The sequence below is a fragment of the Mesorhizobium ciceri WSM4083 genome (genome assembly GCF_000519305.1).
Taxonomy (GTDB): domain Bacteria; phylum Pseudomonadota; class Alphaproteobacteria; order Rhizobiales; family Rhizobiaceae; genus Mesorhizobium; species Mesorhizobium ciceri_B.
In genome coordinates this window covers 46,622-65,951 of record NZ_JAFG01000010.1, presented here as the reverse complement: position 1 = coordinate 65,951, position 19,330 = coordinate 46,622, and the positions used below count along the sequence as shown (strand labels likewise).

Below are 19,330 nucleotides of genomic sequence, written 5' to 3'. Positions count from 1 at the left end.
CTTTCGGCAGAGAGCCAGTCCCATGAATGAGGCCGACGCTCTCGACATCGTCCAGTACGCGGTGTGGACGGTGCTCGTCGCGTCCGCTCCGGTGGTGCTGGTCGCCATGGCGGTCGGCATCGGCATCGCCCTCATCCAGGCGCTGACGCAGGTGCAGGAGATCACCTTGACCTTCGTGCCGAAGATCGTCGCCATCATGCTGGTGGTGGCGCTGACGGGCCCCTTCATCGGCAGCCAGATATCGGCCTTCACCAACGTCATCTTCGAGCGTATCCAGAACGGGTTCTGAACCTTTTCCAGGAAGGTGTGCCCGCGACATGCCGTTCACCCTGTCTGAAGCCAGACGCCACTGATCCCAGCGGCACCTCCGGACCCACGGCGGACAAGGCCTGGACCGCCTCTATCCCATTGTTGGACCATGAGCTTTTTTGCCCTTTGCGGCGCCATGCCCTACTTTCGGCAAACGGTCTGCGCAAACGGATTGTCTGACGAGCAGGCACGACATGGCAGGAACCCCAAATGATTGACGAAAAGCCGGACAGCGAGAGCGTCTCGGCGCTGGCGCCCTTCCGTCACGGCATTTTCCGCGCCGTGTGGGGCGCAAGTCTCGTCTCGAATTTCGGTGGCTTGATCCAGGGTGTCGGCGCCGCCTGGATGATGACCACGATCGCCACCTCGCCCTATCAGGTAGCCCTGGTCCAGGCTTCGACCACCTTGCCGATCATGCTGTTTGCACTCGTAGCCGGCGCCATCGCCGACAGTTTCGACCGGCGCAAGGTGATGCTTGTCGCCCAGACCTTCATGCTGGTGGTGTCGGTGCTTCTGACCCTGTTCACCTATTCAGGCCTGATCACGCCATGGACGCTGCTTGCCTTCACCTTCCTGATTGACAGCGGCACCGCGCTCAACAGCCCATCCTGGCAAGCCTCCGTCGGCGATATCGTTCCCCGCAACAAGGTGCCGGCGGCCGTCGCCCTCAATTCGATGGGCTTTAACCTGACGCGCAGCGTCGGTCCGGCAATCGGCGGCATCATCGTCGCCGCGGCCGGTGCCGCGGCCGCCTTCGCGGCGAACGCGGTGAGCTATATCGGCCTGATCGTCGTGCTGGCGCGCTGGAAGCCGAACGTGCCCATATCGACCTTGCCGCGCGAGTCGCTGGGGGCTGCCATGGGCGCCGGCCTGCGCTATGTCGCCATGTCGCCCAACATCGGCAAGGTGCTGGTCAGGGGTGCTGCGTTCGGCTTCAGTGCAGGCGCTGTGCTTGCGTTGCTGCCTCTGGTGGCGCGCGATGTCGTCAAGGGCGATGCGCTGACCTATGGCATCATGCTCGGCGCCTTCGGCATCGGCGCGGTCGGCGGCGCCTTGATCAGCGTCAGGCTGCGGCAGTTGCTGTCCAGCGAGACGATGGTGCGCTGTGCTTTTGCCGGCTTCGCTGTCTGCGCATTCAATGCCGCCGTCAGCCAGCATGCCTGGCAGACGTCGCTCGGCCTGCTTGTCGGCGGCGCCTGCTGGGTGATCGCGCTTTCGCATTTCAACGTCACGGTGCAGATGGCGACGCCGCGCTGGGTGGTCGGCCGGGTGCTGTCGGTCTACCAGACCGCGACCTTCGGCGGCATCGCGCTCGGCAGCTGGATCTGGGGTGTCGTCGCCGATGCGCACGGCGCCGAGACCGCGCTGATCGCAGCCAGCGTCGCCATGCTGGCCGGCGGCGCCATCGGTCTTTTGCTACCGCTGCCGCAACAGCAGGTGCTCAACCTCGACCCGCTCAATCGCTTCAAGGAACCGCATTTGGCGCTTGACCTGAAGCCGCGCAGCGGCCCCATCGCCATCATGATCGAGTATGTGATCCGGCACGAGGACGAACCGGAGTTCCTCGCCATCATGGCCGAGCGCGGCCGCATCCGCCGCCGTGACGGCGCCCGCAACTGGACGCTGGCGCGCGATCTCGAGAATCCCACCGTATGGATCGAGCATTACCACACGCCGACCTGGATCGAATATATCAGGCACAATGGACGCATCACCCATGCCGACGCCGTCATCGGCGAACGCGTGCGGGCGCTCCACAGCGGCGACGAGCCGCCCCGCGTGCGGCGCATGATCGAACGCCCGACCACCGCCGGCACGGCGCTTGTGATGGCCAAGGGACCAATCGAGCATTAGGCTCCGTAACCGCGCCCACTGTCGCAGGCATCCGGTTAGGCCTTCCTGTCAACCCTCGCCCGACAGGTCCCGGCGCGCCTTGTCGAGTTCCTCGGCATAGCGCCGCATCAGATGGCCTTCGGTCAACAGGCCCAGCACGATGTGGTCGGTGAAATCCTCGACGACAGCGAGTTCTTCGGCGCCGGCGCGCTGGAATGTTTCGGCGGCGGCCTGCACGTTCATGCTCGGCACCAGCACCGCGTCCTTGTATTTGGCAAGATCGCGCACCGGCACCTCGCCATCGGAAGGATCGCTGTGCAGTTCGGCCACGATCAGCACGCCGACATAGTGATCGCCCGCATCGACGGCGATGACGCGTTGGGCCGAGCCGAGCGGCACTTGCTTGCGGAAGGCTGCCAGCGTCGTCGAGGCATAGATGGTCTTGATGTCCTTGCGCATCATCGAGCCGACTGTGAGGCTGCGCATCCAGCCGACATCATGGGCGCTGCGGATGGTCTCGCCGCGCAGATGGAAGCGCCATGTCGAGAACGAGTAACCGAAGGTTTCGCGCACCAGGATGGCCGACATGATCGAGGCGGCCAGCACGACGCCGGTCAGCGTCAGGTCGCGGGTCGATTCCAGCGCCAGGAAGGTCATCGTCAGCGGACCGCCGACGACACCGACGGCGAGCGAAGTCATGCCGACGACGGCGGCGACGGCAGGGTCGATGCCGGTTGCCGGAGAAATAACAAGCATCACATCCGCGAACGCCTTGCCGAGCAGCGCGCCGAGGAACAGCGAGGCGAAGAACAATCCGCCGCGAAAGCCCGACCCCAGCGAGATCGCCGATGCCGCCAGCTTGAGCACGAAGACGCTGGCCACCACGGCCAAACCGTAATTCATCGAGAATTCGCGATGCAGCGCGCCATGGCCGCTGGACAGCACCTGCGGCGTGATCAGCCCCAGCAAGCCAACGATGACGCCGCCGATGACGGGGCGCAGCGACGCATCGATCGACAGCCTGGCAAAACCGCGCTCGATCAACGTCACCAGATGCATGATGGCGATCGAGGCGGCGCCGCCGAGCAGGCCGAGCAGCAGGAACGGCACATACTGGCTGGCGGTGAGCGCCGGCAGACCGGAAAGCTCAAGCGGAAACGGCACGCCGCCGAACATCTCGGCGGTCAGCGAGGCTGAGATCGCGGCGGTCATGACAGGCGCGACATTGGCGACCGAGTAGATGCCGATGACCAGTTCGAAGCCGTAGAAGGCGCCGGTCAGCGGTGCATCGAAGGCAGCGGCGATGGCGCCGGCCGCACCACAGCCGACCAGGATGCGGACATCGTTGCGGCGCAGCCTGAAGATGCCCGCCAGCCGCGATGCCAGCCCGGAGCCAACCTGCGTGTAGCCGGCTTCCAGCCCGACCGAGGCGCCAAAACCGCTGGAGATCATGGTCTGGCCGGCGATGATGAAGGTGTCGGTCAGCGACATGCGCCCGCCATAGAGCGCATTGGCTTCGATCGGGTCGATCGGTGTGCGGAATTTCCGTATCCTGAGCCAGACCACCGTCAGCCCCAGCAGCATGCCGCCGATCGCCGGTATCAACGCCTGCATCGGATTGGCGAGCGAGAACATGCCGGAAAGCCGGCCGCCTGGCTGAACGCCGAACAGCAGCCCGTGCAGGTCCTGCACGATCTGGCTCATCGCCGTGACCAATATGCCCGCCATGACGCCTACGACACCGGCGAGAATGACCACCACGATGCCGCGCGCCTCGAGCAGGGGCAACGACCTGATCAGCACCGCGCGCAGCCGGCGGGCATAGACTTCGCTGTGGTTTCTGGAAAGCACCGGGGCGGCTCGCCGATATCAAAAGGCAGTGGAAAGCCAGCCTGATACGCCCGGCGGCACGGCATGGCAACCACAATGCCGACAGACACCATGTTGGCGACAGCGCGATATCGATCGCCGATGGACAGTTCAGGTCGGCATGGGCTCGCCGGCTTCATAGAGCACGAGGTTGCGCTCGCCTATGCCAAGCGCCGCCCAGCTCGCACGCCAGTCCGCAATGTGCGGCGAGCGGAAATGCGCGTCGAGCGCCGCCCTGTCGCTCCAGACTTCCGTGACCCGGATGAGCCCGGCATCGAAAACATCCTGCGCATAGGAATACTGGATGCAGCCGGACTCGGCGCGGCTGCCGGAAACCATGCGCTCCATTGCGGGCTTGGCTTCCTCAAATTTGTTTGGCGGCAAGCGGATGGTACCGATGATCAGAAGCATGGAGTTTGCCTTCTTTACGAGGCCGGCCGACACGGCGACCTGCGCATGATCGTTGGAACTAGCCAGTCTCCCACCCTCGCGCAAGCTTGGCGGGCTACCCTCACAGGGCTGTCGCGCGCTCGGCAGTCTATGGGGTTTGAGGACGATATGGCGATCAGCGAAAGCATTCAGCCCGGCGCGGTGGCCAAGAACGGCCGCGACGTCTTTTTCGCCATCGGCATCGTCATCATCCTGGCCGTCCTGTTCCTGCCGATTCCGGCCTTTCTCATCGACATCGGCCTCGCCTTCTCGATCGCGCTTTCGGTGCTGATCCTGATGGTGGCGCTGTGGATCCAGCGGCCGCTCGATTTCTCGTCTTTTCCGACCGTGCTGCTCATCGCCACCATGCTCAGGCTGTCGCTCAACATCGCCACCACGCGCATGATCCTGGCGCATGGCAATGAGGGCACGCACGCGGCCGGCTATGTCATCGCCGGCTTCTCCAAGCTGGTGATGGCCAGCGACTTCGTCATCGGCCTCATCGTTTTCATGATCCTGATCGTGGTGAACTTCATCGTCATCACCAAGGGCGCCACGCGTATCGCCGAGGTCGGCGCCCGCTTCACCCTCGACGCCATCCCCGGCAAGCAGATGTCGATCGACGCCGACCTCTCGGCCGGCATGATCGACGACAAGACCGCGCAGCTGCGCCGCCGCGAACTGGAAGAAGAAAGCTCCTTCTTCGGCTCGATGGACGGCGCCTCGAAGTTCGTGCGCGGCGACGCCATCGCCGGCCTCATCATCACCGCCATCAACATCGTCGGCGGCATCGCCATCGGCTACATCAGGCACGGCATGGGCATGGGCGAAGCCGCCGACGTGTTCATCAAGCTGTCGGTCGGCGACGGCCTCGTCACCCAGATCCCGGCACTGATCGTGTCGCTCGCCGCCGGCCTGCTCGTCTCCAAGGGCGGCACCCGCGGCTCGACCAACCAGGCGGTGTTCGGCCAGCTCGGCGCCCACCCGCGCGCCCTCTATGTCGCGGCATCGCTGCTGGTGCTGCTCGGCCTGATGCCCGGCCTGCCGCTGTTCCCGTTCTTTGCGCTCGCCGCCGGCATGGCCGGCCTCGGCTACGTCATCCCGATGCGCGCCAACCGGGTTCTCGCCGAAGCCGAGGCGATCAAGGACCAGGAAAAGGCGACCAAGGTCGAGGAAGAGAAGAACTCGGTCAAGGCCTCGCTCGCCACCGCCGAGATCGAGCTCTTGATCGGCAAGCAGCTGTCGACAAGGCTGCTGACGTCGCATCAGGAACTGGTTTTCCGCATGGGCAAGATGCGCAAGAAATTCGCCACCCAGTACGGCTTCGTCGTGCCGGAAGTGCGTGTCGCCGACGATTTCGCCATCCCGCCGAAGAGCTACCAGATCAAGGTGCACGGCACCGTGGTGGCCGAATACCAGATGCGCGTCGGCGAGATCATGGTGCTGCTCGGCAATCGCGACATACCCGAGATACCGGGCGAGGAAATCCGCGAGCCGGCCTTCGGCATGCGCGCCTATTCCGTCGTCGAAGCCTTCGCCGAGGATCTGAAGCGCGAGAACTACACCTTCGCCGACAACATGTCGGTGCTGCTCACCCATCTCTCCGAGGTCATCCGCAACAACCTGCCGCAGCTTCTGTCCTACAAGGACATGAAGGCGCTGCTCGAACGCCAGGACCAGGAATACCGCAAGCTCGCCGACGAGATCTGCACCACGCACATCTCCTATCCCGGCCTGCAGGCGGTGCTGAAGCTGCTGCTCGCCGAGCGCGTCTCGATCCGCAATCTGCACCTGATCATCGAGGCGATCGCCGAGATCGCGCCGCATGTGCGCCGCACCGAGCAGATCGTTGAACATGTCCGCATCCGCATGGCCCAGCAGATCTGCGGCGATCTGTCCGAGGGCGGCGTGCTGAAGGTGCTTCGCCTCGGCAATCGCTGGGACCTCGCCTTCCACCAGAGCCTCAAACGCGACGCCAAAGGCGAGGTGCGCGAATTCGACATCGACCCGCGCCAGCTCGAGGAGTTCGGCCAGGACGCCACCAAGGCGATCAAGAAATATCTGGAAGCCGGCGAGCGTTTCGTCCTCGTCACCGCGCCCGACGCCCGCCCCTATGTGCGCATGATCATCGAGCGCCTGTTCACCACGCTGCCGGTGCTCAGCCATGTCGAAATCGCCAAGGGCGTCGAGATCAAGGTGCTCGGAACCATATCGTGAGCGTGCTGTCGCAAGGCGTCGTCATCGCGGCGTTCCTCGCCTTCTGCCGCATCGGTGCCTGTTTCATGCTGATGCCGGGCCTGTCCAGCGCCCGCGTCCCGGTCCAGGTCAGATTGTTCGTGGCTGTCGCCGCCACCGGCGGCCTGCTCGCTTTCCTGTGGGACAAGATCTTTCCTTTCGTCGACCCGCGCCCGCAGATCCTGGTGCCGATGATCATCTCGGAACTTCTGGTCGGCGGCCTGATCGGCGCCATGACCAGGCTCTACATGGAAGCCCTGCGCTTCATGGGCTCGGCCATCGCTATGCTGGTCGGTTATGGCGGCACCGGCGGACCGGCGATCGAGGAGCCCGAACCCCAGGCAGCCCTTGCCGCCATCATCTCGTTCTCGGCACTTCTGATGCTGTTCGTCTTCGATTTCGACCACGAGATAATACGCGCGCTGGTTTCCTCCTACACGGTCGCGCCGGTCAACATCTTCTTCAACCCGCAGGCAGCCCTCGTCGATGTCACCGACACGGTGTCGGACACCTTCTTCCTGGTCATCCGCCTCGGCAGCCCGTTCGTCGCCTATGCCATTCTCGTCAATCTGACGATCGGCTTCGTCAACAAGCTGACCCCGCAGATCCCGATCTATTTCATCTCCCAGCCCTTCATCATCGCCGGCGGCATGATCATCTTCTATTTCGCCGTCGGCACCATGCTGTCGCTGTTCGTCGACGGCTTCGTCGACCTGACATTGGCGAGATAGAAATGAGCACGCGCAAGGACCGCCTCAAGAAGCTGGTCAAGGTGCAGGAACAGCTGAAGGCGCTGCACGAAACCCGCCACGCCACCTTCCTTGCCGCGGCCGGTGCGGCCGAGGCCGAAGCCAGGGAACTGGTCGGCCATTTCGACCAGGCCGATTCGCTGTCCGCCCTGTTTCCCGACCTCTACCATCGCCGCATCGCCCAGGCGGTCGTGCGCCAGGAGGCGAACCTGGCGAGCGCCAGGCAGGAAGCCAGCCTCATCGCCGCCGCGACCGCCCGCACCAACATGGTCGAGCGCGCCTACAAGGACGTGCGCAACCGCGACGAACGCGAACGCTCCGACCGCGAGCGGCTGGACCTGATCACGCAGAAGCGGACGCAGGAGTAGCAGGGAGTATTGTGGCGCGAAGCGGACCCTCCAAGATTCGGGCCTTCCCGTAAACGCTTTACAGCCCGGTTTGGTAGCGCTACCGTTTGGCCTAGCGTGAGCCTGGGAGGAGCCAGGGCTGTCGCTGGCGGAAGCGTTGTTCCTTCGACGACGTCGCAGGAATTTGTTGGGAGGACCGATGGCGTCTGTCGCAATTGGCGAAGTCTATAAATCATTCGGCGCTGTCGAGATCCTGCACGGGGTCAGCGTGAACATCGAGGACGGCGAGTTCGTCACTCTGGTCGGGCCGTCGGGCTGCGGAAAATCAACCCTTCTCAGAATGATCGCCGGCCTGGAAAAGATTTCACGCGGCCAGATCGCGATTGGCGAACGTGTCGTCAACAACGTTGCGCCCAAGGAGCGCGACGTCGCCATGGTCTTCCAGAACTATGCGCTCTATCCACACATGACCGTCGCCGAGAACATGGCGTTCTCGCTGATGCTCAAAGGAGTTTCCAAGCCGGAGAGCGATGCCGGCGTGCGCCGCGCGGCCGAAATCCTTGGGCTGGTGCCGTTGCTGGCGCGCTATCCTCGGCAGCTTTCCGGCGGCCAACGCCAGCGCGTCGCGATGGGCCGCGCGATCGTGCGTGATCCGGCGGTCTTTCTCTTCGACGAACCGCTGTCCAATCTCGACGCCAAACTCAGGGTGCAGATGCGCGCCGAGATCAAGGAGCTGCACCAGCGCCTCAAGACCACGACAGTCTACGTCACGCACGATCAGATCGAAGCCATGACCATGGCTGACAAGATCGTGGTCATGCATGACGGCATCGTCGAGCAGATAGGGCCGCCGCTGGAACTCTATGACCGGCCGAACAATCTTTTTGTCGCCAGCTTTATCGGCTCGCCGGCCATGAATTTGCTGAGGGGCGAGATCGCTACCGACGGCTCACCCTCATTCCGCGGCGCCGGGGGGATTTCAGTCCCGTTGGCCTCGGCGCTTTCCATCCCCAATGGCGAGCCTGTGGTGCTGGGAATAAGGCCCGAGCATTTGCGGCTGTCGGACGACCAGGGCATTCCGGTCATCGTCGCGGTGGTTGAACCAACCGGGTCCGAAGTGCAGCTCATCGGCCGCACAGCCGGCGGCGAAGAGATCGTCGCGAATTTCCGGGAACGACATTCCTTCACGCCGGGCGAAACCATCCGGCTTACGGCCGAGCCCAGCCTCATCCATCTCTTTCACGGAGAAACCGGACAGAGATTTCAAACACGTACCGATCGTTAGGACCACAAGGCAAGGACAACAAACAGGAGGAAACGAGCATGAAGTTCACCAGACGCGACGTGATCCGCACCACCGCCGGCGCGGCGGCAGGTGCCTTGGGAAGTCGGTTCATCAGCTCTCCGGCCCTTGCCCAGGACGGACTGAAATACAAACCCGAGGATGGCGCCAAGCTTAGGCTGCTGCGCTGGTCGCCCTTCGTGCAGGGCGACGAGGACCAATGGCTGGCCAACACCAAGCGCTTCACCGAGGCGACAGGTGTCGAGGTTCGCGTCGACAAGGAAAGCTGGGAGGACATTCGTCCCAAGGCGGCGGTCGCGGCAAATGTCGGGTCCGGCCCCGACCTGATGTTCGTATGGTTCGATGACCCGCATCAATATCCCGACAAGCTTCACGATGTGAGCGAACTGGGCGAGTATCTCGGCTCGAAATATGGCGGCTGGCACGAGGGACCTAAGCAATATGCGACACGCGACGGGAAGTTCGTCGGCCTGCCCCTGGCCACGATCGGCAATGCCATCGTCTATCGCGAAAGTTGGGTGAAAGAGGCCGGCTTTTCGGAGTTTCCCAAGGACACGAAAGGCTTCCTGGAACTTTGCAAGGCCTTGCAGGCGAAGGGGCATCCGGCCGGCTTCACGCATGGCCATGGCGTCGGCGACGGCAACAACTATGCTCATTGGCTGCTGTGGAGCCATGGCGGCCAGATGGTCGACGAGAGTGGCAAGGTAACGATCAACAGCCCCGAGACCCTCAAGGCGATCGAATACGCGCAGGAGCTTTACAAGACCTTCATTCCAGGCACCGAAAGCTGGCTCGACGTCAACAACAACCGCGCCTTCCTGGCCGGCGAACTGGGCGTGATCGCCAATGGAATTTCCGCCTACAACACGGCCAAGATCAACAAGGACAAAGATCCAAAGCTGGCTGAAATCGCCAAGGACATACGCACGACCAACCTGCCCATCGGTCCTGTCGGCAAATCCGTCGAATTGTTCCAGGTGACCACGGCTGTCATCTTCAATTACACGCCCTACCCCAACGCGGCCAAGGCGTATTTGCAGTTCATGTTCGAGGAACCGCAAATGAAGGACTGGATCACCTCCTCGGCCGGATATTGCTGCCAGACACTGAAGGCATTCGACAACAACCCGGTGTGGACTGCCGATCCCAACAACGCCGCTTACGCCAAGGCTTCGGCTACTCTGCGGCCCAACGGCTATGCCGGGCCGCTCGGCTATGCCTCGGCGGCAACCATGGCCGACTACGTGCTGGTCGACATGTTCGCCAAAGCGGTGACCGGCCAGGCCACGCCGCAAGAGGCAATGGAAGAGGCCGAGAAGCGGGCAAATCGCTATTATCGCGTTTGAGCCGGCTCAGCCGGGCAGCGCGGCTGCCCGGCTGGCTTCGGATTGCGTCGCGGCCGATCCGGCCTATCAATGAGACCTCAGCAGGAGCCGACCCATGGCCGTGCCGTCAACTGCTATCCAGCCGCGACCTTCGATGTTCTCCCGACTTCTGTCGCGCTGGAGCGAAAGCCGGAACGCACTTGGCTTCGGTTTCATGCTTCCGGCGGCTGCACTGCTGCTTGTCTTCCTGACTTACCCGCTGGGGCTCGGCGTCTGGCTTGGCTTCACCGACGCCCGCATCGGCCGCCCCGGCATCTTCATCGGCATCGAAAACTATGAATATCTGTGGAGCGACGCCGTCTTCTGGCTCTCCGTCTTCAACACCTTGCTCTATACGATCAGCGCTTCGATCCTGAAATTCGCGCTCGGCCTCTGGCTGGCGCTCATCCTCAACCAGAACCTTCCCTTCAAATCGTTCTTCCGCGCGATTGTCCTGCTGCCGTGGGTGGTGCCGACGGTGCTCTCGGCCATCGCCTTCTGGTGGATCTACGATTCGCAGTTCTCCATTCTGTCTTGGGCGCTTATGGAAATGGGCCTGATCGACCACCGCATCAATTTCCTTGGCGATCCGGAGAACGCACGCGCCTCGGTGATCGCTGCCAATGTCTGGCGCGGCATTCCTTTCGTGGCCATCACGCTGCTGGCCGGCCTGCAGACGATTCCCCAATCGCTTTACGAGGCCGCGACGCTCGACGGCGCCAGCCGTTGGCAATTGTTCCGCTATGTGACGCTGCCGCTGCTGACGCCGATCATCGCCATCACCATGACCTTTTCGGTCCTGTTCACCTTCACCGATTTCCAGCTGATCTATGTGCTGACTCGCGGCGGGCCGGTGAATGCCACCCATCTGATGGCGACGCTCTCGTTCCAGCGGGGCATTTCCGGCGGCCAGCTTGGCGAGGGAGCCGCGATCGCGGTGGCGATGATCCCGTTCCTGCTAGCGGCGATCCTTTTCAGCTATTTCGGCTTGCAACGTCGTAAATGGCAGCAGGGCGGTGGAGACTGACATGGCCGCGACCGAAACGAACAACCGTCCGAACACCGATGAAGGCGGCATGGGCTATCTCCAGAGCCTGCCCCGGCGCGTGGTGACCGTTTATCTGCCGCTCCTGATCTTCGTCATCGTGCTGCTGTTCCCGTTCTACTGGATGACGATCACCGCGGTGAAACCCAATCTCGAGATGACGGATTATGCCAACTTCAACCCGTTCTGGGTCGTCCATCCGACGCTCGAGCATATTCGGTATCTACTCTTCGAGACGTCCTATCCGGGTTGGCTTCTCAACACGATCATCATCTCGACCGCCTCGACTTTCCTGTCGCTGCTGGCGGCGGTGTTCGCTGCCTATGCGATCGAACGCTTGAGGTTTTCCGGGGCGCGGCAGGTCGGCTTGGCTATCTTCCTGGCCTATCTCGTACCGCCCTCGATTCTGTTCATTCCACTGTCGGTAATGGTGTTCAACCTCGGCCTTTACGATACGCCGTTCGCGCTGATCCTCACCTATCCGACGTTCCTCATTCCATTCTGCACGTGGCTCTTGATGGGCTACTTCCGCTCGATCCCTTTCGAACTGGAAGAATGCGCGCTGATCGACGGCGCGAGCCGCTGGCAAATCCTGACCAAGATAGTTCTGCCGCTGTCGGTGCCCGGCCTGATCTCCGCCGGCATCTTCGCTTTCACCCTGTCATGGAACGAATTCATCTACGCCTTGACCTTCATCCAGTCGTCCGAAAACAAGACCGTGCCGGTCGGCGTGCTTACCGAGCTCGTGCGTTCGGACGTCTATGAATGGGGAGCCCTGATGGCAGGCGCGCTGATCGGCTCCCTGCCGGTGGTGGTGCTCTATTCATTCTTTGTCGAGCACTACGTCTCCTCGATGACGGGGGCGGTCAAGGAGTGAAGCTGAGGCGGAATCCCACCCCTCGGCGCAAAGCCGGCAGCTTCGATCCGATCCCCGCACTCCGCTCCCTCTCTTTCCCGCAAGCCTGCCACAAGCTTGTTGAGGCATGGTCTGGCTAAGAAAAACCGGTAAAAGGCGGACTTTCTTGGCGATTTCTCCACCCAGCGACATCGTTATGGATGTGGCCCGAGCCGCCGACCCGGCGGATATCGAGACCGCCCGCGCCGCGCTGACGAAGCGGGCCGGCGGCGCTGCGGGCACGTTTTCACTCGACACCCCCGGTTCGCTAGATACCGCCGCTTCGGTCGATGCCGGCTCGATCCTGTCGCGCGCCACCGCCGACAAGGCCGCCGCTGCAACCGACCCGGCCCAAAAATTCAAGAAGTTCGAGGCGATGGTGCTGCAGACCTTCATCCAGAACATGCTGCCCAAGGACACCGAGGGCGTCTACGGCAAGGGCCTGGCCGGCGACATGTGGAAATCGCAGCTTGCCGAGCGGGTGGCCGACGTGATGGCCGAGCGCGGCGGCATCGGCATCGCCAAGTCGATGCTTGCCGACCACTATCTCGAAGGCAAGCGCGTGGTTCCGGTCGGTCCGGTTTCGGGCGGGCCGGAAAAGACCGAGGTCGACCAGCAAAACAGCCTGTCGACCTCGCTGGTCCACCAATTGCAGCGCAAGGCTGCGGGGTCGATGACCGGTGACGAGACGACCATAAAAACAAATATCAAGATCTAGACTGGGAAACGCCATGGCCGACTTTTCGGAATCCACCCCCAACCTGCCAGCACGCACGACCGCGTCGGAAGCGCCGATCCCGTTCGCGCGGCCCGGCAACCTCGCCGCCATCATCGGTCGCATCGAGGAAGTGGTCGAGGAAGAGACCGCCGGTATCCGCAACGCGACCAACTATGATCTCAAGGCATCGAACGCCCGCAAGAGCCGCTACCTCTATGAGTTGACCCGCGCCATGAAGGGCGGCAGCGAAGCCGAATTCCTCGAACAGCACCGCGAGGGCCTGACCCGGCTGCGCCAGAAGCTGGCGAAGAACGAAGCGGCGATCCTGGCGCATCTGAGCGCGGTCAACGAAGTCGCCAGCCTGCTGCGGCACGCCATCCAGCGCGCCGAGACGGACGGCACCTACTCCGCCGGCGAGTTCGGCTGGATCAAGGCATGATGCCGCACATAAGCGACACATCGGAGATCCTGCCAAAGCAACGGCGCCGTGCCACGTTGCCATCGCAAGGGACTGACCAGAGGAATGACAGGGCCCGATGATCAAGGTCATCGCCATCGCCGTCTGGATCTGCGCCGCAACGCTGGGCGCCGTGTTCTATTCTTTCCAGGCGGCCGGCGAGCGCGGTGTCGGCGAAACGCCGAAGCCGATGCTGGGCGGCCTCGACTACGTCAAGACCGACATCATTTCGGTGCCGCTGATCCGCGATTCTGAGATCGGCGGCTATTTCCTGACCAAGCTCGTCTACACCGTCGAACCCGAGCAGATAAAGAAACTGTCCATTCCCGCCGAAGCGCTGATCACCGACCAGGTCTATTCCTACCTCTATTCCAATCCGCAGATCGACTTCACCAACAAGGCGACGATCGATCTCGATGCCTTCCGCGCCGCGATCCGCGATACCGTCAACACGCGTGTCGGCGCGCCTTTGGTGCATGAGGTTCTGATCGACCAGGTCAATTTTCTGTCGAAGGACGAAATCCGCGACAACTGGCTGCGCCGCAAGAAAAGCGAGACGGCGAGCGAAATGACCAAGGCGTTCAAGGAACACTGAGTTGCCCGGCTCGCAGTCGCGGTATCATCGAGGCTCGCCTGCCGCTACGGCAGGAACCAACCGCCTGAATTCGCGTTGACGTAAACGTCAACCCAAAGCTATATGCGGCAGCGACCGTGATCGCGAGACCGCGGCATGGGCTTCGGCTGGATCGAAGCGCCGTTGCGAGACAGATGCAACCAGACAAGGAGAACAGCGTGAGCGTTCAGGAGATTGCCGAGAAGATCAAGTCGCGGGTGGCCAGCAGCGGGTTCGATCGTTCCGTGAAATTCGACACCGGCAGCGACGGCGTCATCGTCATCGACGGCGCAACCGTCTCGAACACCGATGCACCCACCGACTGCACCATCAAGCTCTCGCTCGACGATCTGGATTCGCTGATCGCTGGCGACCTGAACCCGACAATGGCGTTCATGACCGGCAAGATAAAGGTCGAAGGCGACATGACCGTCGCCATGGCGCTCAGCCAGCTGATCGGCTGAAGGCATCCAGCCGCCCAGGCGGCACCCACCAAGCGCAAAAACGCCGCCTTTTCGGGCGGCGTTTTTGCATGAAATGCTGCCGGCTTCGTGTCTCAGGCCGCCGATATCAATTCCTGCGCCTTCAGCTTGCGGCCGGCCGCCTTCAGCGTGCCGTGCACGCCGTCAAGCGCGCCTTCCACCAGTTCCAGCGCCAGCAGGCGGTGCCGCTCATAGGGTCCCGGCATGGCAAGTGAACCGGTCTTCTCGGCCGAGAAGCCGAAGCGCGCATAATAGGGCGCATCGCCGACCAAAAGGATAGCGTTATGGCCGAGACGCGCCGCTTCGGCGATGGCATGGCGCATCAGCGCCGAGCCGATGCCGGCATTCTTGAGCGACGGGTCGACGGCAAGCGGGCCAAGCAGCAACGCGGCCGCACCGCCCTCGCCCAAGCTGACATCCCACAGCCGCACGGTGCCGGCCACGCCGCCCGAAGCATCGCAGGCGACGAAGGCCAGCCCTTCCGAGGGCCGCCGCCCACGCCGCAGCTTCTCCGACGACTTTTTCCTGCGCTTCGGCCCCATGGCCCGATCGAGCAACGCCTCGCGCGCCGCAACATCGGCGGCGGTTTCGGCGACCATCACAAAGGCCGGTGCGTGGCCCCCAATTTCAACTGGCATTTCCATTTCAACTGACATTTCCATTTCCGTAATCCCTGGCGAGCGGAGATCTGTTCCACAGGCGAGCCCGGGTGGACGAAAGTCGCCCACCTGGGATGATCTGATCGGCTCTCTCAGCGCATTTTCAGGCGAAGTTGTGTCCGGTTCGCCGTCCGAAAATGCGCTGAGGAAACGCCGTCAGATCACGTAGGATCGGAGAGGCTCGAAGCCGTTGAAGGCGACCGCCGAGTAGGTGGTCGTGTAGGCGCCGGTGCCTTCGATCAGCACCTCGTCGCCGATGGTCAGCGACAAAGGCAGCGGATAGGGCGTCTTCTCGTACATCACGTCGGCCGAATCGCAGGTCGGGCCGGCGAGCACGCAAGGTGCCGTCTCCGTGCCGTCATGGGCGGTGACGATGGGGTAGCGGATCGCCTCGTCCATCGTCTCGGCCAGGCCGCCGAACTTGCCGATGTCGAGGAACACCCAGCGCACATTGTCGTTGGCCGCCTTCTTCGAGATCAGCACGACTTCCGACTTGATGACGCCGGCATTGCCGACCATGCCACGGCCCGGCTCGATGATGGTCTCGGGAAGCGCATTGCCGAAATGCTTGCGCAGCGCCGAGAAGATCGCCTGGCCATAGGCCTGGGCGGCCGGCACGTCACGCAGATAGCGCGTCGGGAAACCACCGCCCATATTGACCATCTTCAAGACGATGCCTTCCTCGGCGAGCGTCGCGAACACCACCTTGGCGTCGGCCAGCGCACGGTCCCAGGCGGTCAGGTCGGTCTGCTGCGAGCCGACATGGAACGACACGCCATAGGCGTCGAGGCCGAGCCCCTTGGCATGGCGCAGCACGTCGACGGCCATCGCCGGCACGCAGCCGAACTTGCGCGACAGCGGCCACTCGGCGCCCTCGCCATCGGTCAGCACGCGGCAGAACACGCGCGCGCCTGGAGCGACGCGGGCGATCTTCTCGACCTCTTCGACGCAATCGACGGCGAACAGGCGGATGCCGAGCTGGTAGGCGCGTGCGATGTCACGCTCCTTCTTGATGGTGTTGCCGAAGGAGATGCGGTCCGCCGGCGCACCGGCGTCCATCGCCATCTCGACTTCGGCAACGGAAGCAGTGTCGAAGGACGAGCCCATCGCAGCAAGCAGGCGCAGGATTTCCGGCGCCGGATTTGCTTTCACCGCATAGTAGATCTTGGAATCAGGCAGCGCCTTCTCGAAGGCGCGGAAATTGTCGCGCACGACATCGAGGTCGACGACGAGGCAGGGGCCGGACGGACGTCGGGTGGCGAGGAAGTCAAGGATGCGCTGGGTGGCCATCGGGGTCTCTCCATCAGCGCCTTTCGGCGCGCAATAAGGCTGCGGGACGCGGGCTGTCAGCCTCGCGAACTCGCGGTGGACAAAGGCGGGACGGATATCCATGGAACCAGCCGGTGGAGACCCCGGAACCATGAAGCGCCGTCTCGCGGCGGTGAACCTTGGCCTTGCCCGGCCTCGGTTCGCTTTGTCTGCCTTGGCTTGGATGGGAGACCCGTCCGCACTGCCGGCAATGAAGGTGTGCCTCTTCAGTAACCCCGGTTTTTGGACAACCGGCAGAACACCAGAAAGGCCCGCACCGTCGTTGCTTCAAGGTGTCCTCGGGCTGGCGGTTGGCCGCTAGACCGACTGGAGGGGTTAGCTCCAGTTACCTTACCGATTTCCCTCACCATTCGAGGATCGGCGGACACCCACAGGCACGTGCGACTTTGGGCAAGCGCGATATAAGGGCGAAGACTTTCACAATCAATAAAAATCGTATCGCAGGTTGTAAAATTTCTGGCGTCGAACAATGTTGCGGCAACCGTATCCGGATATCGAACGATGACAGGCACCCACGGCCCTCTCAACGCCTTTCTCGATCTTCGCCAGATGCCGGTGGCACATGCCCAGCTCGGCCCGCTGGCCGGCCTGCGGCTGGCCGTCAAGGACATCTACGACGTCGCCGGCTACCGCACCGGTTGCGGCAATTTGCAAAAATTCGCCGAAAGCCACGCCGCCTCGCGCACCGCACCCGCCGTGCAGATGATCCTCGATGCCGGCGCACGCTTCGTCGGCAAGACGCAGACCGACGAGCTCGCCTTCGCGCTGTTCGGCCAGAATGCGCATTTCTCGTTTCCGGTGAACCCGGCGGCACCCGATCGCGTCACTGGCGGCTCCTCATCGGGGTCGGCGGCGGCGGTGGCGGGCAGGCTGGCCGATATCGCCACGGGCTCCGACACCGGTGGCTCGATCCGCGCTCCGGCGAGCTTTTGCGGACTGATCGGGCTGCGCACCACGCATGGCCGCATTTCGCTCGACGGCACGATGAAGCTGGCGCCGAGCCTCGACACGTTCGGCTGGTTCGCCGACGACATCGAGACCTACGAGACCGTCGGCAAGCTGCTGCTCGGCCGCGATCCGCACCAGCACGTGTTGGACCGGCCGCTGGCGCTGGATTGGCTGGATGGATTGGTCGCCCGCCCGGCGCTGGCCGAATATGCCGGAATGAAGGGGCTGGCGGGCGCGGTCTTCGGCGCGCCGGCGACGCCGGCAATCCGCTTCTCCTCATCTCCCGATGAACTCTACTGGTGCTTTCGCCGGCTGCAGGCCAGGGAGGCCTGGGCGGTGCATGGCGAATGGATCACCAGCGGCGAGCGCGGCCTTGGCCCTGGTGTCGAGGAGCGTTTCGGCTTTGGCCGTGCCGTCGATGACAGGACAGCCCAGGCCGAGAAGGTGCGACGTCTGACCTTCCGCGGCGAACTGAGCGCCCTGCTCGGCAGGAACGGCTTCCTTGTCCTGCCGACGGTGCCTGGGCCGGCGCCTTACGTGGACAGCACGCCGGAGCAGTTCCAGGCCTATCGCGAACGGGCGCTCCAACTTCTGTGCCTGGCCGGCCTGTCCGGCTTCCCGCAAATCACCTTGCCCGTCGGCTCGGTCGCCGGCGCCCCGTTCGGCCTGTCGCTGCTTGGCCCTTCCGGCAGCGACATTGCCCTGATACGGCTCGGCCGGAAACTTCTCGACGCGGCACGAAAGGCCTGACCATGGACACACTGACGCGCATGCGGGCCTTCATCGACGTGGTCGAGGCCGAGGGCTTTTCGGCGGCGGCGCGCAAGATCGGCCGTTCCAAGGCCTTGCTGTCGAAATATGTGCGCGAGCTGGAGGACGAACTCGGCGCTTTGCTGCTCAACCGCACCACGCGCCAGTTCTCGATGACAGAGGCCGGCCACACCTATTACCGGCGCGCCTCGGAGATCGTACGCGAGGTCGACAGCCTGGCCGACGCGGTGCGTGAATCCTCCGGCGACGTGCGCGGCCGGATCAAGCTGTCGGCGCCGCGCACCTTCGCCGATGCGCCGATCGGCCAGTCGCTGATCGACTTCGCCAAGCAGCATCCCGACATCGTGCTCGACATCCAGCTCGACGACCGCTTCGTCGATCTGGTCGAGGAAGGCTTTGACCTTGCAGTGCGCATCTCGCGGCTGGAGAACTCCTCGCTGATCGCCAGGCGGCTGGCGCCGTTTTCGATAAGGCTCTGCGCCTCCCCCGAACTGATCGCCAAGCATGGCATGCCGACACGGCCGCAGGATCTCAGCCGCATGCCCTGCATCGTCGACACCAATGGCCGCGGACTGAACAACTGGCCGTTCAAGGGCGACAATGGCGATCCGGTGAGCGTTTCGGTGTCGGGTCCGGTCGAGGTCAACAGCCCGATGACGGCGAGAGCCGCGGCCGTGGCGGGGCTCGGATTTACCGTCCTGCCGGATTTCATCGCCGCGCCCGACCTCGCGAGCGGCCAGCTGGTGTCGGTGATGGGTGACCGTATCCTGTCGGGCGGCGGCATCTTCGCCGTTTACCCGCACCGTCGCTATCTGCCGGCGAAAGTCCGCGTCTTCGTCGACTTCCTGGTGCAATGGTTCAGGACGCGCGAGGCTGGCTGACCCGCGTCGATCATAAAAGCGCGCTGCGCCGCGACGCGCTTTGAGTTTTTGTCGTGTGCGTATCGTTGTCCCAAAACCGCTGCGCACTTTTGGG

At 63.4% G+C, this 19,330-nt stretch carries 19 protein-coding genes; 15 read left to right on the top strand and 4 right to left on the bottom strand.

The window, feature by feature from the left end:
- The first annotated feature begins 22 nt into the window (after positions 1–22).
- The gene (gene fliQ / locus MESCI2_RS0120655; protein ID WP_023810020.1) at positions 23–289 is read left to right on the top strand and encodes a flagellar biosynthesis protein FliQ; all 267 of its coding nucleotides are present in this window, start codon (positions 23–25) and stop codon (positions 287–289) included.
- A gap of 230 nt (positions 290–519) precedes the next feature.
- Positions 520–2,163, top strand: a complete 1,644-nt coding sequence (locus MESCI2_RS0120650) for an MFS transporter (protein WP_027038235.1) — start codon at positions 520–522, stop codon at positions 2,161–2,163.
- Positions 2,164–2,211: 48 nt separating this feature from the next.
- Here MESCI2_RS0120650 and MESCI2_RS0120645 read toward each other — a convergent pair whose 3' ends face one another.
- Together MESCI2_RS0120645 and MESCI2_RS0120640 are read right to left on the bottom strand one after the other, a co-directional pair.
- On the bottom strand, positions 2,212–3,993 hold the full coding sequence (locus MESCI2_RS0120645) for a chloride channel protein (protein ID WP_027038234.1): 1,782 nt from the start codon (positions 3,991–3,993) through the stop codon (positions 2,212–2,214).
- Positions 3,994–4,122: 129 nt separating this feature from the next.
- Positions 4,123–4,422 (bottom strand): putative quinol monooxygenase, encoded by a 300-nt coding sequence (locus MESCI2_RS0120640; RefSeq protein WP_027038233.1) that lies wholly within the window; start codon positions 4,420–4,422, stop codon positions 4,123–4,125.
- Between the two features lie 147 nt (positions 4,423–4,569).
- Here MESCI2_RS0120640 and flhA point away from each other — a divergent pair, with 147 nt between their 5' ends.
- The 11 genes from flhA to MESCI2_RS0120585 all read left to right on the top strand — a co-directional run bounded on the left by flhA (position 4,570) and on the right by MESCI2_RS0120585 (position 14,630).
- Positions 4,570–6,657, top strand: coding sequence for a flagellar biosynthesis protein FlhA (gene flhA, locus MESCI2_RS0120635; protein WP_023810024.1), 2,088 nt, complete (start codon positions 4,570–4,572; stop codon positions 6,655–6,657).
- Positions 6,654–7,406: a flagellar biosynthetic protein FliR gene (fliR, locus tag MESCI2_RS0120630; protein ID WP_013529768.1), complete on the top strand. Its 753-nt coding sequence runs from the start codon at positions 6,654–6,656 to the stop codon at positions 7,404–7,406. The genes flhA and fliR overlap by 4 nt, the downstream gene beginning before the upstream one ends.
- A gap of 2 nt (positions 7,407–7,408) precedes the next feature.
- Positions 7,409–7,792: a hypothetical protein gene (locus tag MESCI2_RS0120625; protein ID WP_027038232.1), complete on the top strand. Its 384-nt coding sequence runs from the start codon at positions 7,409–7,411 to the stop codon at positions 7,790–7,792.
- A gap of 178 nt (positions 7,793–7,970) precedes the next feature.
- On the top strand, positions 7,971–9,056 hold the full coding sequence (locus MESCI2_RS0120620) for an ABC transporter ATP-binding protein (RefSeq protein ID WP_027038231.1): 1,086 nt from the start codon (positions 7,971–7,973) through the stop codon (positions 9,054–9,056).
- 38 nt (positions 9,057–9,094) lie between these two features.
- Complete coding sequence (locus MESCI2_RS0120615) at positions 9,095–10,420, top strand: ABC transporter substrate-binding protein (protein ID WP_027038230.1); 1,326 nt, start codon at positions 9,095–9,097, stop codon at positions 10,418–10,420.
- Positions 10,421–10,553: 133 nt separating this feature from the next.
- The gene (locus MESCI2_RS0120610; RefSeq protein ID WP_430981675.1) at positions 10,554–11,465 is read left to right on the top strand and encodes a carbohydrate ABC transporter permease; all 912 of its coding nucleotides are present in this window, start codon (positions 10,554–10,556) and stop codon (positions 11,463–11,465) included.
- Between the two features lies 1 nt (position 11,466).
- The gene (locus tag MESCI2_RS0120605; RefSeq protein ID WP_027038228.1) at positions 11,467–12,360 is read left to right on the top strand and encodes a carbohydrate ABC transporter permease; all 894 of its coding nucleotides are present in this window, start codon (positions 11,467–11,469) and stop codon (positions 12,358–12,360) included.
- Positions 12,361–12,466: 106 nt separating this feature from the next.
- Positions 12,467–13,096 (top strand): rod-binding protein, encoded by a 630-nt coding sequence (locus tag MESCI2_RS01000000134950; RefSeq protein WP_032901084.1) that lies wholly within the window; start codon positions 12,467–12,469, stop codon positions 13,094–13,096.
- Between the two features lie 13 nt (positions 13,097–13,109).
- Positions 13,110–13,535 carry a hypothetical protein gene (locus MESCI2_RS0120595; RefSeq protein ID WP_027038227.1) on the top strand — a complete coding sequence of 142 codons (426 nt, stop codon included), beginning with the start codon at positions 13,110–13,112 and terminating at the stop codon, positions 13,533–13,535.
- Positions 13,536–13,632: 97 nt separating this feature from the next.
- Positions 13,633–14,148 carry a hypothetical protein gene (locus MESCI2_RS0120590; RefSeq protein WP_013529757.1) on the top strand — a complete coding sequence of 172 codons (516 nt, stop codon included), beginning with the start codon at positions 13,633–13,635 and terminating at the stop codon, positions 14,146–14,148.
- Between the two features lie 197 nt (positions 14,149–14,345).
- The gene (locus tag MESCI2_RS0120585; protein ID WP_013529756.1) at positions 14,346–14,630 is read left to right on the top strand and encodes an SCP2 sterol-binding domain-containing protein; all 285 of its coding nucleotides are present in this window, start codon (positions 14,346–14,348) and stop codon (positions 14,628–14,630) included.
- A gap of 92 nt (positions 14,631–14,722) precedes the next feature.
- On the opposite strand, the gene MESCI2_RS0120580 is transcribed toward MESCI2_RS0120585, so the two are convergent.
- Together MESCI2_RS0120580 and odc2 are read right to left on the bottom strand one after the other, a co-directional pair.
- Positions 14,723–15,292: a GNAT family N-acetyltransferase gene (locus MESCI2_RS0120580; RefSeq protein ID WP_027038226.1), complete on the bottom strand. Its 570-nt coding sequence runs from the start codon at positions 15,290–15,292 to the stop codon at positions 14,723–14,725.
- A 171-nt stretch (positions 15,293–15,463) separates the two neighbouring features.
- Entirely contained in the window at positions 15,464–16,597 is a 1,134-nt protein-coding gene (gene odc2 / locus MESCI2_RS0120575) for an ornithine/lysine decarboxylase (protein WP_027038225.1), read from the bottom strand.
- A gap of 540 nt (positions 16,598–17,137) precedes the next feature.
- Here odc2 and MESCI2_RS0120570 point away from each other — a divergent pair.
- Together MESCI2_RS0120570 and MESCI2_RS0120565 are read left to right on the top strand one after the other, a co-directional pair.
- Positions 17,138–18,334 (top strand): amidase, encoded by a 1,197-nt coding sequence (locus tag MESCI2_RS0120570; protein WP_027038224.1) that lies wholly within the window; start codon positions 17,138–17,140, stop codon positions 18,332–18,334.
- 2 nt (positions 18,335–18,336) lie between these two features.
- Positions 18,337–19,236 (top strand): LysR family transcriptional regulator, encoded by a 900-nt coding sequence (locus MESCI2_RS0120565; protein ID WP_027038223.1) that lies wholly within the window; start codon positions 18,337–18,339, stop codon positions 19,234–19,236.
- Positions 19,237–19,330: the final 94 nt, after the last annotated feature.

Bases quoted from the DNA above. Each gene is read 5' to 3' on its own strand.
- fliQ (WP_023810020.1), top strand. From the start codon at position 23: ATGAATGAGGCCGACGCTCTCGACATCGTCCAGTACGCGGTGTGGACG.
- MESCI2_RS0120650 (WP_027038235.1), top strand. From the start codon at position 520: ATGATTGACGAAAAGCCGGACAGCGAGAGCGTCTCGGCGCTGGCGCCC.
- MESCI2_RS0120640 (WP_027038233.1), bottom strand. From the start codon at position 4,422: ATGCTTCTGATCATCGGTACCATCCGCTTGCCGCCAAACAAATTTGAG.
- flhA (WP_023810024.1), top strand. From the start codon at position 4,570: ATGGCGATCAGCGAAAGCATTCAGCCCGGCGCGGTGGCCAAGAACGGC.
- MESCI2_RS0120625 (WP_027038232.1), top strand. From the start codon at position 7,409: ATGAGCACGCGCAAGGACCGCCTCAAGAAGCTGGTCAAGGTGCAGGAA.
- MESCI2_RS0120620 (WP_027038231.1), top strand. From the start codon at position 7,971: ATGGCGTCTGTCGCAATTGGCGAAGTCTATAAATCATTCGGCGCTGTC.
- MESCI2_RS0120615 (WP_027038230.1), top strand. From the start codon at position 9,095: ATGAAGTTCACCAGACGCGACGTGATCCGCACCACCGCCGGCGCGGCG.
- MESCI2_RS0120610 (WP_430981675.1), top strand. From the start codon at position 10,554: ATGTTCTCCCGACTTCTGTCGCGCTGGAGCGAAAGCCGGAACGCACTT.
- MESCI2_RS0120605 (WP_027038228.1), top strand. From the start codon at position 11,467: ATGGCCGCGACCGAAACGAACAACCGTCCGAACACCGATGAAGGCGGC.
- MESCI2_RS01000000134950 (WP_032901084.1), top strand. From the start codon at position 12,467: ATGGTCTGGCTAAGAAAAACCGGTAAAAGGCGGACTTTCTTGGCGATT.
- MESCI2_RS0120595 (WP_027038227.1), top strand. From the start codon at position 13,110: ATGGCCGACTTTTCGGAATCCACCCCCAACCTGCCAGCACGCACGACC.
- MESCI2_RS0120590 (WP_013529757.1), top strand. From the start codon at position 13,633: ATGATCAAGGTCATCGCCATCGCCGTCTGGATCTGCGCCGCAACGCTG.
- MESCI2_RS0120580 (WP_027038226.1), bottom strand. From the start codon at position 15,292: ATGGAAATGCCAGTTGAAATTGGGGGCCACGCACCGGCCTTTGTGATG.
- odc2 (WP_027038225.1), bottom strand. From the start codon at position 16,597: ATGGCCACCCAGCGCATCCTTGACTTCCTCGCCACCCGACGTCCGTCC.
- MESCI2_RS0120570 (WP_027038224.1), top strand. From the start codon at position 17,138: ATGACAGGCACCCACGGCCCTCTCAACGCCTTTCTCGATCTTCGCCAG.
- MESCI2_RS0120565 (WP_027038223.1), top strand. From the start codon at position 18,337: ATGGACACACTGACGCGCATGCGGGCCTTCATCGACGTGGTCGAGGCC.